The organism is Paraglaciecola aestuariivivens (genome assembly GCF_052983255.1).
In genome coordinates, this window is record NZ_JBRKBA010000001.1 from 293,931 (window position 1) to 307,230 (window position 13,300).

A 13,300-nucleotide genomic window follows, 5' to 3' on the forward strand; every position below is an offset into this window, starting at 1 on the left:
TTAATATTTTGCCCTACCTAGTTATTTACCTGCATGGTTTTTTAAGTTCACCACAATCGGTTAAAGCGCAACAAACATTAAACTTTGTGCAACGCCATTATCCAGACTTATCCCTAGAGATCCCTTATTTAGGAAACTTTCCAGAGCAAGCAATCAACACCATTGAGCAACTAATTGAAAAGCATAAAGGCAAAAAGTTGCGTTTTATTGGCAGTTCATTAGGCGGCTATTTATCTACTTATATGGTCAACAAATATGCTGGAAAAGCCGTATTGATAAATCCTGCAGTGAAACCTTATGAACTCTTGTTAGACTTTATGGGCGAGCATAAAAATCCCTACACCCATGAAAGCTTTATCATAGAAGCAAAACACATTACTGAATTAAAACAGTATGATACGCCTAATTTATCCAGCAATTCGGAATTTTGGGTGTTATTACAAACCGCTGACGAAACCCTTGATTATCGCCAAGCTGAAAATAAATATCAGGCCCATAAACTGACTATTGAACAAGGTGGAGATCATAGTTTCCAAAATTTTCAGCGATTCTTACCAGAAATTTTTAGGTTTCTACTGCAAGACTAATTGAAGCTTGGTATAACATGTCTATATAAGAATAAATTGCGCTTGGTGGACTTTGCTACTAAGCATACTCTCGAATAAAAGAGCTCTGATTAACCACTATGTCAAATCAATATAACGCTGATGCTATTGAAGTTTTAAACGGTCTTGAGCCGGTACAACGTCGTCCTGGTATGTATACCGATACCACCCGCCCTAATCACTTAAGCCAAGAAGTGATTGATAACAGTGTAGATGAAGCCTTAGGTGGCTTTGCCAGTTCAATTCGTGTGGTGTTACATCCTGATCAATCATTAGAAGTAACAGACGACGGCCGCGGCATGCCAGTGGATATTCACCCAGAAGAAGGTATTTCTGGGGTTGAGTTAATTATGACTAAGCTGCATGCAGGGGGTAAATTTTCGAATAAAAACTATCAGTTTTCGGGTGGTTTGCATGGTGTAGGTATATCTGTAGTAAATGCCTTATCTAAACGAGTAGAAGTGACTATTAAACGCGATGGCAAAGTGCATCAAATTGCCTTTGAAAATGGCGATAAAGTTCAAGAGTTAGCCATAGTCGATACCTGTGGAAAACGTAATACAGGGACCAAAGTACATTTTTGGCCTGATCCACAATATTTTGATTCAGCTAAGTTTTCGGTCACTAAGTTGTTACATGTTTTACGCGCAAAAGCAGTTTTATGCCCAGGTTTACGTATTCGTTTTGATGACAAAGTTAGTAACGAAACCACAGAGTGGTATTTTGAAGACGGCTTACGAGACTACCTTTACCAATCGGTTAAAGACTATGTGACCTTGCCAGAGGATAGCCCTTTTGTAGGCTCTTTTTCTGGCAACAATGAAGCAGCAGATTGGGCAGTAATGTGGCTACCTGAAGGTGGCGAAATGGTCACTGAAAGTTATGTAAACCTGATCCCAACTGCTCAAGGCGGTACCCATGTAAATGGCCTGCGTCAGGGATTATTAGAATCCATGCGTGAGTTTTGTGAGTTTAGAAATTTACTGCCTAGAGGGGTAAAGCTGACTCCTGAAGATATATGGGATCGCTGTAGCTATATTTTATCTACCAAAATGCAAGATCCGCAGTTTGCAGGTCAAATTAAAGAGCGACTATCTTCGCGTCAAGCGGCCGCTTTTGTATCTGGTGTGGTGAAAGATGCCTTTAGTTTATGGTTAAACCAACACACAGATGTTGCCGAACTTTTAGCAGAAATGTGCATTAACAATGCGCAAAGTCGACTACGTCAAAGTAAAAAAGTGGCACGTAAAAAAATTACCCAAGGCCCAGCTTTACCAGGAAAACTAACCGATTGTTCAACTCAAGATTCAAGTCGTTCTGAATTATTTTTAGTTGAGGGTGACTCGGCAGGCGGCAGTGCTAAACAAGCTCGCGACCGAGAGTTTCAAGCCATCATGCCGTTACGCGGTAAAATTTTAAACAGTTGGGAAGTAGACTCTTCGCAAGTGCTTGCGTCACAAGAAATTCATGATATTTCTGTAGCGCTAGGCATAGATCCTGATTCAGAAGATTTATCTGGTTTACGTTACGACAAAATATGCATCTTAGCCGATGCAGACTCGGATGGACTGCACATTGCAACTTTGTTGTGTGCGTTATTTGTTAAACACTTTAGAACCTTAGTAAATACTGGACACGTTTATGTGGCCATGCCGCCTTTATTTAGAATAGATGTTGGCAAGGATGTTTATTACGCCTTAGACGAAGGTGAAAAAGAAGGAGTATTAGATCGCATAGTTGCCGAGAAAAAACGTGGCAAAGTCAATGTACAACGTTTTAAAGGCTTAGGTGAAATGAATCCTATGCAATTGCGCGAAACGACTATGGATCCCAATACTCGTAGGTTGGTTCAACTGACAGTTGAAGATGCTGATTTAATGTTAGAAACCATGGACATGTTACTAGCGAAAAAACGCGCACCTGACCGCAAAGAATGGCTAGAATCCAAAGGTAATATGGCGATAGTTTAGTTGCAAAAACTTATTAAATTTATACTGATTTTTTTACTGCTCGGCATGTTTTTAGTGCTTGGCCCCTTAGCAATAGTCGTTGAATCACAGCCTTTAGTGGTGGCCAATAGCGGCCAGCAAGTCGATCATGCTGAATCGGTAAAGCATTTAATGCAACAACTTAGTGCTGGTGCCAAAAATCGAACCCGTAAACAGCAATTAGTTATGAGTCAAAATCAACTCAATAGTCTTGTGGGTTTTGCCCAACGTGCAAACGGAAAAATTCAAGGTGAAGTAAAGATAACTGCAAATCAGGCAGAACTTTTTGCAAGCTATGCCCTACCTTCTAATCCTTTGGGCAACTACCTCAATTTACATGTGATTTTATTACCTGGTCCTGGGGTCAATATAAGTCAAGTGCAAGTTGGCCCTATTACAATAGCTGGTGACTATGCTTTAGCCACCTTAGTGAAAATTGCCAATTGGTATACTCAAAGTCAAATTGCTAGCCAATTTATTCAACAAGTAGAATACGTGGCAATGAACGATAAGATCATGCGTCTCACTGTGCTGCCATTGGGTAAATTTTTGCAAGATTTGAATGAATTGAAAGCTGGGGTAGCAGGGGTAACAGATCAAGAAAAGCGTCTAAGAACCGCCTTTTATCTAAAAAAGCTGTCTGAATTAAGCATTAGCCAAATGCCTATTCGTCAGTCGTTAGCGGCCTATATAGGCCCGTTATTTTCCCTAGCCTATGAACGTTCTACCTATAAAAGCGCCGCATTAGAAAATGAAGCGGCAATTATGGCCCTTGCTGTTTACGCAGGGCACCATAGATTTGCGAACTTACTGGGAGATGTACAACCTATTCCAGGCAAAATTTTGTTACCCAAAGCTAAACCGACCTTAAATAATAGGGTTGATCTTAATCAACATTTTATATTATCCGCGGCCCTCAAGATCCTCTCTGAGCAAGGATTAAGCATTGCTATTGGAGAATTTAAAGAACTAATGGACAGAGGCAATAATGGCAGTGGCTATAGTTTTGTAGACTTAGCCGCAGATATTGCCGGCGTTGAGTTTGCAATCTCGGCCACCCAATTAAGCAGTGCCCGAACCTTGCAACAAACACTCGCCAATAGCCAAGATGAAAGTTTGTTTTTTCCTGAGGTTAAGGATTTACCAGAAGGGCTATCAAAGACTGACTTTCAACAACAATTTGCACAGGTCGACAGCCCACAATATCTAGACATGATTGCCAATATCAAACAGCGCGTGGCACAACTGCCCATTCACACCACTAACTAAGTTTTTGCTTAGCGCGCGTTTTTCTGAAATTGAGACAAGGTGGTTAACATCAATTCAATTTTTTTAACCAACTCAGGCAAGGCTTGTTTTATTTGTTGTTCAGATTGCTTTTCTAAATCCAAGATGTCTGCAGCTAGCTCTTCTACATAAGGTTTAAATAAGCGGCTATTGGCTTTAAACCCAGCGTCTTGGGCAAAAATAGCACTAAACTTGCCTTTTCCATCTTGTTGTAACTGCGCAATAATATTGTCTGCGTCAATAGATTTGCGGTAAATAACTTGAACATTTTCGGCTAGCGATTGAATAATGGTTTGCATAACTAAAGTTTTACTTAATATGGTCGATATATCTCTGATGCGGGCGATTTTGCCTGTTTTTATACTTTGCTACAAGCGATAAGGAGCACAGTATGGATATTTCTACGGCAGGGACGGCTAGCTCTGGTAATTCTACCCTTGAAATTAAATCTTTACAGTTGGCTAAGTCTCAACAAAAGATTGAAGGTCAAGCTACCATAGAATTAATAGAAGCTGCCGCAGCACCCAAAGTAACCTCTGCTAATCCAGCAATAGGATCAAATATTGATACTTATGCTTGAGGGGTTAACGTTAAGCTAGGGATGAAGCTGTAAATCAAGTGGCGTTTTGCCAGGCTGGCCACCTATTTCTCGCACGAGTTTAGGCACCAGATAACCTGGCTGGCGTTTTATTAATTCTTTGATTAATTCTATTGCCTGCACCTCTGGCAGGTCAAAGTGTGCCGCCCCCTGAACTTTATCTAACACATGCAAATAATAAGGCATCACCCCAACCTCAAATAAGCCCTCATTTAACGCTATTTGCTGCTCCACATCATCATTGATACCTTTCAACAGCACAGCTTGGTTTAGCAAAGTCACCCCTGCTTGTTTTAGTTTATCCATGGCTGAAGCAAAGTGTTTATCGATTTCGTTGGCATGATTAATGTGCAATACCATAACCGGCTTCAAACGTGACTTAGTAAACCATTTGAGCAATTCTGGAGTAATTCTAGAGGGTATCACCACAGGTAAACGCGTGTGTATACGTAAGCGTTTTACATGACCAATAGCTGCTATTTGTTCAGTTAACCAAAGCAAGAAGTCGTCTTTAGCCATTAACGGGTCGCCCCCCGAATAAATCACTTCGTCAATATTTGGATTATTTGCAATATAGGTTAAGGCCTGTTGCCACTGATGTTTGTTTAAGTGATTGTCTGCATAAGGAAAATGCCGCCTAAAACAATATCGGCAATTTATCGCACAGCCGCCTCGTACTAACAATAACAAACGGTTTTTATACTTATGTAAAATGCCGGGTTGCTGATTGTCTTGCTCTAAAAGTGGATCGGCAGAATATCCCGCCGGGCTGTCAAATTCACTTTTTTGGGTAAACACTTGTAAAAATAAAGGGTCTTTAGGATCGGCTTTTTTCATTCGTTCAGCAAAGGGTCTAGGTACGCGCATAGGGAATAACTTGCGTGCAGCTAAGTCCTCAGAAAATCCTTCTGGGTCTAAATTAAGGAAATTAAGTAAAGAAACTGGGTCAGAAAAGGCCATTGCCAGTTCTTTTTGCCAGTTACTCTCTACAGTCATGAGTTTTTTAGGTATTATTTGTGTCAATTACAGACTCAGCATAGTTAATTTACGAGGACACATGGCTAATTTCAGCACAAATGAGTTTAAAGCGGGCCTTAAGATAATGCTCGACGGCGAACCTTGCAACATTCTTGAGAATGAATTTGTTAAACCAGGTAAAGGCCAAGCCTTTAATAGAGTTAAAATTCGTAAACTTATATCAGGTAAAGTCATCGAAAAAACCTTTAAGTCGGGTGATTCGGTTGAAGGTGCAGATGTAATGGATACTGACTTGGCATACTTGTATGCCGACGGTGAGTTTTGGCACTTTATGAATAACGAAACCTTTGAACAAATCGCCGCTGACGAAAAAGCTGTAGGTGATAGCGTTAAATGGTTAGTTGAAAACGACACTTGCACTATTACCTTATGGAATGGCGCCCCTATTGCTGTGCAACCTGCCAACTTTGTTGAGCTAGAAATCACTGAAACTGACCCAGGTTTGAAAGGCGATACGGCAGGCACAGGTGGTAAACCAGCCACTCTATCTACTGGTGCTGTGGTACGTGTACCTTTATTTGTACAAACTGGTGAAGTGGTTAGAGTTGATACTCGTAGCGGCGAATACGTTTCACGCGCTCAAAAATAATACTCCTATTTAAAGTGATGGGTAACTAAGCTTAATTAGCTTACCCATCGCCTATTCTTTCCCCTAAAGGGCGTCACTCCTAGTATCAAACCTACAATTTATAAAGCATCATATTTAAGAGAATAAGCGTGTTTCTCCTGCCTGACGGCGTTTAGCTTTTACCACAAACAATAGAGCCAACAATCCAGGTAAGGCTTGCACATAAACAATATTAAGATTGACTGTTAAGCCACCAAATACCCCTGCTACAGCTACACAAATTAACAAAAATACCTTTAAACTTTGATTGCCTGAGAGTAAAGCCCATAACAAGCCAAAACCTAAAAAGCCATTATATAAGCCTTGATTCATGGCTAATAATTCAGTGGCCGCGGCCATTTCTGGGGTAAGTGAAAATATACTGTGGCCTAAAGGATGATCCCAATAAAACATTTCTAGCACCATAAACCCCATGTGCAATGCAGCCACTAAAAATGTCATAAAACCGGCCCAAAACTTCATAAATACTACCTTAGCGTGCTGCGAATAGTGCTCATAGTGTGGCAATTCGTATCTAGTTGCAAGAGAACTGGTCGATCACTTGGAGATAACAGCAAATTGCCCGCTAAAACACAAAAAGCGCCCTAAGGCGCTTTTTGACTATTAAAACTAAGGCTATTTCTGGCCTTTTCGACCTTTCATATATCTGAAGAAGTCGCTGTCAGGCTCTACCACTAACACATCTTGTTTATTGCTAAAGCTCTTTTTATAAGCATCCATACTACGTAAGAAACTATAAAATTCAGGATCTTTGGTATAGGTATCGGCATAGATTTTTGCCGCTAGTGCATCACCTTCACCTTTTAACTTACGTAAATTACGCTCAGCATCAGCCAACATAACTGTTACTTTGGCATCGATATCAGCTTTGATAAACTCAGCTTTCTCTTTACCTTCTGAACGGTGCTCTCTAGCTACAGCTTCACGTTCGGTGCGCATTCTTTGGAATATAAAATTACGAACTTCAAGAGGTAAATTAATTTGTTTTACCCTTACATCTACAATTTTAATACCTAGCTCATCTGAACTAGCTGATGCTTGTTCCATGGCACCATCCATTAATTCTGCACGCTCACCAGAGACTATTTGCTGAATGGTTCGGGTACCAAACTCTGAACGTAAACCGTTGTTTACTTTTTGTTGTAGTAGAACTTCTGCACTACTTTTAATGCCACCAGTGGCTAGGTAGTACTTAGCAAAGTCTTCTATTCTCCATTTAACATAGAGATCAACAATTAAGTCTTTTTTCTCTGAAGTCACAAATCTATCTGGAACTTCATCAAGGGTTTGAATACGCGAATCTAGTTTCACCACTCGATCAAAAAAGGGTAATTTAAGATGTAAGCCAGGCTCAAATACTGTAGTTTTCCCTGTTTCACTATCCCGTTGCACTTTACCAAATTGAATGACAATGGCTTTGCTGCCTTCTTCAACAACAAACAAAGCACCCGACGCTAAAATCGCTACAACGACAATTAATAATCCAATAAAATTTTTCATGCCTTAGTTTCTCCCACTACGTAAGCCACTACTGCGACTGCTTCTAGAATTGCTGACCGGTTGATCATCGTTGTCTTGATTACGTAATCCTTCTAAGGTACTGCGAATATTGGCAGGAACTGTAGGACCAGACTGGGTGCCTAAGATTTTATCTAAAGGCAAATACATCATGTTGCCTGTCCCTTGGGTGTCTATCAATATCTTGCTGGTATTGCCATAAACCTCTTCTAAGGTTTCGATATAGATACGGCTACGTGTAACTTCAGGAGCAGCAATATACTGAGGTAATAACTCTTCAAAACGTGCAATTTCACCTTGAGCTTCTAAAATTACTCGCTCTTTATAAGCTTGTGCTTCTTGCGCCATACGGTTTACTTGACCACGAGCTCTTGGTTCAATTTCACGTGAATAAGCTTGAGCTTCGTTGATAAAACGTTGCTCATCTTCTTGTGCAGCAATAGCATCATCAAAAGCTTCTTTTACTTCTTCTGGAGGTCTAGCATCCCTAAAGTTCATATCAACAATGGAAATCCCCATGTCGTAAGACTCTATAATGCCCGTTAATTCGTCGCGTACGCTTTGGCGCGCCGTTTCACGACCGCTGGTTAAGATATCATCCATTTTTGAATGGCCAACCACGTAACGAATAGCGCTATCAAAGGCTTGGCTTAAGCTTTCTTCTGGGCTAGTTACTGCAAAGCTGTATTTATAAGGTTCTAAAATACGGTATTGCACTTCCATTTCTACTCGTACCACGTTTTCATCTTCAGTTAACATTGAACCAGATGAAGGCATAGAGCGAACTGTTTGCACATCAACAGGGAGCACCTTGTCTATAAAGGTAGGTTTCCATTGCAAACCAGGCTCAACAAAATGGCTGAATTCGCCAAAACGCAAAACCACACCGCGCTCAGCTTCTCTTATGGTATAAATACCGCTTAAAAACCAGCCTACAACCACAATACCTAGAATAACCAGTATGCCAAATCCACCTAAGCTGCTACCACCAGACGAACCGCCTTTGTTGCCGCCAAACTTGCCAAACTTATTCATTAAATTTTTGAACACTTCGTCTAAATCAGGCGGGCCTTGATCTCGCCCCCCTTTATTTTTCCAAGGATCATTATTATTTCCACCGGGCTCATTCCAAGCCATCATTTTTCTCCAACTAGTTAATTCAAAAAGAAGGGGCTAGCCCCTTTATTATTTATATTTAAAACTTGTTACTTGATTGCTCGAAAGTTAACTCTTTACGATATAAGACTCTAAATCGCCATCAACTCGCTTTAACAATCTCGACCAATCACTTTTTTCCATTTTAACTTGTACTTGCCAGTGCCCATCGTCTGTATAACTTTGTGACGATATACAATTTAAATCAAAAAACACACCTCTTAGGCTGCTTTTTTCAGGCGGAATAGACAGGGTATATTGCACCATGTTTTTAGACAAACATTCTGTAATGGCAGTTAATAATAAATCAATGCCTATACCTTGTTGCGCCGACAACCAAACCCTGATTGGCACACCGTTTTCGTCACGGTCGATCTTGGCTTCTACACTTGGCATTTTATCTATTTTATTACATACCACCAGCTGCTGAATTTCATCTGCTTCGATTTCTTCCAAGACTTCGTTAACTTGGTCAATATTCTCTCGGAACTGTTCATCAGCATAATCCACCACATGCAATAACAAGTCTGCTTGTTGCGTTTCTAAAAGAGTGGCTTTAAATGCCGCAATTAGATCATGGGGTAGGTGACGAATAAAACCAACCGTATCAGCCAGAATCGCTGAACCAATATCTTGTAACTGAATCTTTCTAAGTGTGGGATCGAGTGTAGCAAACAATTGGTCAGCCGCATAAACATCTGAAGCCGTCATAGTATTAAACAAGGTTGATTTACCCGCATTGGTGTATCCCACTAAAGAGACTGTGGGGATCTCGGCACGTACTCTTGCTCTTCGGCCTTGCTCTCGTTGCTTTTGGACTTTTTCTAAACGACGCAGTATCGCTTTAATTCTAGCTCTAAGTAAACGCCTATCGGTTTCAAGTTGGGTTTCACCTGGCCCTCGTAAACCAATGCCGCCTTTTTGCCTTTCTAAATGAGTCCAGCCTCGGATAAGACGCGTACTTATATGCCTTAATTGCGCTAACTCAACTTGTAATTTACCTTCATGAGTTCTAGCTCTTTGCGCAAAGATATCCAAGATCAAACCGGTTCGGTCTAACACCCTGCATTTGCACAATTGCTCTAAATTTCTTTCTTGAGATGGGGATAAACTATGATTAAAGATAACCACATCGGCCTGATTAGCCTGCACTGCGTTGGCAATCTCTTGGGCCTTACCCGAGCCGACAAAATACCTAGCCTGGGGTGCTTGTCGCGAACCCGTCACTACATCAATGGCATTTACACCTGCCGACGACACCAGCAATTGCAACTCTAACAAGTCTTCTTTGCTGTTTTCATCAGAAAAATCTACATGTACTAAAACAGCTTGTTCGCCTGCTTCGTAACGATCAAACAAGCCGTTCTCCTAAAACCATATTTTAACTTTCGTCTGAATCCGCTTGACCAGCAGTAGGCATAGGAATAGCGCGTGATGGAACCACAGTAGAAATTGCATGCTTATATACCATTTGACTTACGGTATTTTTTAGTAAAATTACAAACTGGTCAAATGATTCAACTTGACCTTGTAACTTAATACCATTAACAAGGTAAATGGATACAGGAATGCGTTCTTTACGAAGCGCATTTAGGAATGGGTCTTGTAGTGATTGCCCTTTTGCCATGATCTGTCCTTTTTCTTTTTATTATGAAAATTTTACCCTACACCAAAGATTATACAGTAAAACCTATAGCTGTATAGACTTGAGCATTCTATGTTAGCGCTGAAATTCACTCAGCTTTATAACTTTTGACAAATTGTCAGAGCTAAAGGTATCAAGCGAGTAAATATTTTCCCACCCCCTAAGCCAAGTTAATTGTCTTTTTGCTAATTGTCTAGTGGCAGCAATTGATTTATCACGCATATCACTAAAACTAGACTCTCCGTCTAAATATTGCCACATCTGACGATAACCCACGCACCTTATAGAGGGTAAATCTAAATGCAGATCACCTCTGGCGCGCAATTTTTCTACTTCTTGCTGAAACCCTGCTTCAATCATCAAGTCAAAACGCTGTTCAATACGTTGATGTAATACCTTTCTATCCTCAGGCGCAATACAAAATTGTTTCACTTTGTAACCTATGGGGTCAGATTTAGTTGCCATCAAGTCTGTCATCGACCGATTTGTTAAAAAATAAACCTCTAATGCTCTAATTAACCTTTGTGGATCATTTGGATGAATACGTTGTGCCGATACAGGATCAACCTCTGCAAGTTGTTGATGTAATTTTTCCCAACCAAATTCTTGCGCCTGTTGCTGAATTTGTTGACGTACTTTTTGATCAGATTCAGGCAAAGGCGACAATCCATCAATTAAGGCTTTGTAGTACATCATGGTGCCGCCCACCAAAAGTGGGATCTTGCCTTTATTGGTTATTTCTTGCATGGCATCTAAAGCGTCTCGACGAAACTCGGCCACCGAATAACTTTGTGCAGGGTCGAGTATGTCTATTAACCTGTGCGGAGCTTGCTCAAGCTCTTCTAAAGTAGGTTTGGCTGTGCCTATATCCATACCTCGATAAATCAGTGCTGAATCAACACTAATAATTTCGCAAGGTAATGCCGCGCAAAGTTCTATGGCTAAAGCGGTTTTACCTGAAGCAGTGGGGCCCATTAAAAAAATAGCAGGTGGCAGCTGGCTGCTGTCTTGTTGATTAGCCTTAGTCATAGTTTGCTATCCATTCACTTAAAGCTACAGGTCGACCAATAGATGCAAGCAACTTGCCTAGCTCTTTGTCTTGATTTAGCCACATTTGAATTTGTTGATTGTCAACTTGCATAGAAGCAACCATACAAGCTAGTAAATGCTTACGTACTGTTAAACTATCGGTTTTAGGGCATTGTAGAATATCAGTAAAACATTCAGCCCAGTTTAACTGCCTAAAGCCGGCTGGCACTTTTCTGATCATTAAACGTGTTAGTGTCCAGCCAATTTCAACTGAATTTTCTAATAACCCCTGATATAAGTCCTTCGCTTGACTTAATAAAGCAGGCTCGGCGGCAATAGAAATAGGCATTAACAAAGGCTGGCTCACTGGCAAGGCAACATCAAACTGAGCCTTTAACTTAGCTAAATGTAAGGCTTGAATACTAATTAAATAAAACTGTTGTTCAACCTGAGCAATCAACTGCTCATTATTCACTTTTAACCACTGCCCTACCCCTAAGGAAGTTGGCTCTGATTCGACTGGGCTTTGCTGCTCTTGATTGAAAGCAGAAGCATTTGGTGTCATTAGCTGCTGATAGTTTTCGCTACTTTGCCGAGCAATAGGTGCAGAACTTAGCGCATGATGAGCATGGGCTTTTTTACCTAGATCTTGAGCTGATACACTAGCGCCGCTAGGTGTTTGGCTATAAGAATGACTATGTTCTGCTAACTGCGGTTTATCACTCACATATTGTAACGGCTGAATATAATCGTGTTTAGGCGCGGCTTCTGGCAGTTGTTGGTTAATAGCAGTGTGATTACCCTCTGCAAAAAACTGTTGCATTGCATCTGTTAATGCACGAAAAATAAAATCATGTACCAGTCGCGCTTTATGAAATCTCACCTCGTGTTTAGCTGGATGTACATTCACATCCACTTGGTCGGGCGGTAGGTTTAAATAAAGCACATAATCAAGGGCAATGCTTTTTCCCATGTTTTCTTCAAATGCTTGTCGAATAGCATGATTAATGAGTTTATCCCGCATCATGCGGCCATTCACATAAAAATATTGGCACTCAGCCGCAGCTTTATTTGCATTGGGTTGGGTCATCCAGCCTTTAAGCTCAAATTCTTGATAGCTGCTATTTAGCTCAATACAATTTTGTGCAAAATCTTGCCCACAAATTGCGGCAATACGTTTAAGCTGATTGCTTTGCTGAGTCACAGCAGGATATTTACGCAACAACTTATTATTGTGTTTTAAACTAAAACTCACATCAAAGCGGCTAAGGGCAATACGCCTAAGCAACTCATCTATGTGGCTAAATTCCGTTTTTTCAGTACGTAAAAACTTACGTCTTGCTGGAGTATTAAAAAACAAATCTAACACTTCTACACTGCTGCCATTTGGATGAGCTATGGGGTTAACTTTCACTTCCATATCTCGCCCTTCACAACTTGCTTGCCAGGCTTGTGTTTGCTCACTGGGCTTAGAGTTTAACGCCAATCGAGATACCGAACTGATACTGGCTAAGGCCTCACCTCTAAAGCCTAAGCTACAAATGGCTTCTAAATCATCTAATTTAGAAATTTTACTAGTAGCATGTCGACTTAAGGCTAAAGCTAGTTCTTGTTTAGGAATACCTTTGCCATTATCTCGAATTAAAATGCGCTTGTGCCCGCCTTTATCTATCTCGATTTCAATAGAGTTTGCTTGAGCATCTAAGCTATTTTCTAAAAGTTCTTTCACCACAGAAGCAGGACGTTCTACTACTTCTCCAGCAGCAATTTGGTTAGCTAACCTAGCGGGTAGAATTTGAATGGGCAAAT

14 protein-coding genes are annotated in these 13,300 nt (G+C 40.6%); 5 read left to right on the forward strand and 9 right to left on the reverse strand.

The features are described from left to right. Window positions 1-8 precede the first annotated feature (8 nt). The 3 genes from ACVCDT_RS01455 to ACVCDT_RS01465 all read left to right on the forward strand — a co-directional run bounded on the left by ACVCDT_RS01455 (window position 9) and on the right by ACVCDT_RS01465 (window position 3,862). Window positions 9-587, forward strand: a complete 579-nt coding sequence (locus ACVCDT_RS01455; protein ID WP_447130961.1) for a YqiA/YcfP family alpha/beta fold hydrolase — start codon at window positions 9-11, stop codon at window positions 585-587. A gap of 98 nt (window positions 588-685) precedes the next feature. Continuing rightward, a complete protein-coding gene (gene parE / locus ACVCDT_RS01460; RefSeq protein WP_447130962.1) occupies window positions 686-2,575 on the forward strand; it encodes a DNA topoisomerase IV subunit B in 1,890 nt (629 codons plus the stop codon). Then, window positions 2,576-3,862 (forward strand): hypothetical protein, encoded by a 1,287-nt coding sequence (locus ACVCDT_RS01465; protein WP_447130963.1) that lies wholly within the window; start codon window positions 2,576-2,578, stop codon window positions 3,860-3,862. Window positions 3,863-3,870: 8 nt separating this feature from the next. On the opposite strand, the gene ACVCDT_RS01470 is transcribed toward ACVCDT_RS01465, so the two are convergent. After that, the gene (locus ACVCDT_RS01470; RefSeq protein WP_447130964.1) at window positions 3,871-4,179 is read right to left on the reverse strand and encodes a hypothetical protein; all 309 of its coding nucleotides are present in this window, start codon (window positions 4,177-4,179) and stop codon (window positions 3,871-3,873) included. A 92-nt stretch (window positions 4,180-4,271) separates the two neighbouring features. On the opposite strand from ACVCDT_RS01470, the gene ACVCDT_RS01475 reads away from it, so the two are divergent. Then, on the forward strand, window positions 4,272-4,460 hold the full coding sequence (locus tag ACVCDT_RS01475) for a hypothetical protein (protein ID WP_447130965.1): 189 nt from the start codon (window positions 4,272-4,274) through the stop codon (window positions 4,458-4,460). Between the two features lie 15 nt (window positions 4,461-4,475). On the opposite strand, the gene epmB is transcribed toward ACVCDT_RS01475, so the two are convergent. After that, window positions 4,476-5,501, reverse strand: coding sequence for an EF-P beta-lysylation protein EpmB (gene epmB, locus ACVCDT_RS01480; RefSeq protein ID WP_447130966.1), 1,026 nt, complete (start codon window positions 5,499-5,501; stop codon window positions 4,476-4,478). A gap of 34 nt (window positions 5,502-5,535) precedes the next feature. On the opposite strand from epmB, the gene efp reads away from it, so the two are divergent. Continuing rightward, on the forward strand, window positions 5,536-6,105 hold the full coding sequence (gene efp, locus ACVCDT_RS01485) for an elongation factor P (RefSeq protein ID WP_447130967.1): 570 nt from the start codon (window positions 5,536-5,538) through the stop codon (window positions 6,103-6,105). Window positions 6,106-6,219: 114 nt separating this feature from the next. Here the strand turns inward: efp and ACVCDT_RS01490 are convergent, their stop codons facing one another. The 7 genes from ACVCDT_RS01490 to mutL form a co-directional block, all read right to left on the reverse strand. Continuing rightward, entirely contained in the window at window positions 6,220-6,606 is a 387-nt protein-coding gene (locus ACVCDT_RS01490) for a DUF1304 domain-containing protein (RefSeq protein WP_447130968.1), read from the reverse strand. A 153-nt stretch (window positions 6,607-6,759) separates the two neighbouring features. Beyond that, the gene (hflC, locus tag ACVCDT_RS01495; protein ID WP_447130969.1) at window positions 6,760-7,644 is read right to left on the reverse strand and encodes a protease modulator HflC; all 885 of its coding nucleotides are present in this window, start codon (window positions 7,642-7,644) and stop codon (window positions 6,760-6,762) included. Window positions 7,645-7,647: 3 nt separating this feature from the next. Further along, window positions 7,648-8,799, reverse strand: a complete 1,152-nt coding sequence (gene hflK, locus ACVCDT_RS01500) for an FtsH protease activity modulator HflK (protein ID WP_447131269.1) — start codon at window positions 8,797-8,799, stop codon at window positions 7,648-7,650. 87 nt (window positions 8,800-8,886) lie between these two features. Beyond that, entirely contained in the window at window positions 8,887-10,176 is a 1,290-nt protein-coding gene (gene hflX, locus ACVCDT_RS01505; RefSeq protein WP_447130970.1) for a ribosome rescue GTPase HflX, read from the reverse strand. Between the two features lie 22 nt (window positions 10,177-10,198). After that, window positions 10,199-10,444 carry an RNA chaperone Hfq gene (hfq, locus tag ACVCDT_RS01510; RefSeq protein ID WP_447130971.1) on the reverse strand — a complete coding sequence of 82 codons (246 nt, stop codon included), beginning with the start codon at window positions 10,442-10,444 and terminating at the stop codon, window positions 10,199-10,201. A gap of 93 nt (window positions 10,445-10,537) precedes the next feature. Beyond that, complete coding sequence (gene miaA / locus ACVCDT_RS01515; protein WP_447130972.1) at window positions 10,538-11,491, reverse strand: tRNA (adenosine(37)-N6)-dimethylallyltransferase MiaA; 954 nt, start codon at window positions 11,489-11,491, stop codon at window positions 10,538-10,540. Continuing rightward, window positions 11,484-13,298: a DNA mismatch repair endonuclease MutL gene (mutL, locus tag ACVCDT_RS01520; protein WP_447130973.1), complete on the reverse strand. Its 1,815-nt coding sequence runs from the start codon at window positions 13,296-13,298 to the stop codon at window positions 11,484-11,486. Before mutL ends, miaA begins: the two co-directional genes overlap by 8 nt. Window positions 13,299-13,300: the final 2 nt, after the last annotated feature.

Bases quoted from the DNA above. Each gene is read 5' to 3' on its own strand.
- hfq (WP_447130971.1), bottom strand. From the start codon at position 10,444: ATGGCAAAAGGGCAATCACTACAAGACCCATTCCTAAATGCGCTTCGT.
- ACVCDT_RS01490 (WP_447130968.1), bottom strand. From the start codon at position 6,606: ATGAAGTTTTGGGCCGGTTTTATGACATTTTTAGTGGCTGCATTGCAC.
- ACVCDT_RS01475 (WP_447130965.1), top strand. From the start codon at position 4,272: ATGGATATTTCTACGGCAGGGACGGCTAGCTCTGGTAATTCTACCCTT.
- parE (WP_447130962.1), top strand. From the start codon at position 686: ATGTCAAATCAATATAACGCTGATGCTATTGAAGTTTTAAACGGTCTT.
- miaA (WP_447130972.1), bottom strand. From the start codon at position 11,491: ATGACTAAGGCTAATCAACAAGACAGCAGCCAGCTGCCACCTGCTATT.
- hflK (WP_447131269.1), bottom strand. From the start codon at position 8,799: ATGGCTTGGAATGAGCCCGGTGGAAATAATAATGATCCTTGGAAAAAT.
- efp (WP_447130967.1), top strand. From the start codon at position 5,536: ATGGCTAATTTCAGCACAAATGAGTTTAAAGCGGGCCTTAAGATAATG.
- ACVCDT_RS01470 (WP_447130964.1), bottom strand. From the start codon at position 4,179: ATGCAAACCATTATTCAATCGCTAGCCGAAAATGTTCAAGTTATTTAC.
- hflC (WP_447130969.1), bottom strand. From the start codon at position 7,644: ATGAAAAATTTTATTGGATTATTAATTGTCGTTGTAGCGATTTTAGCG.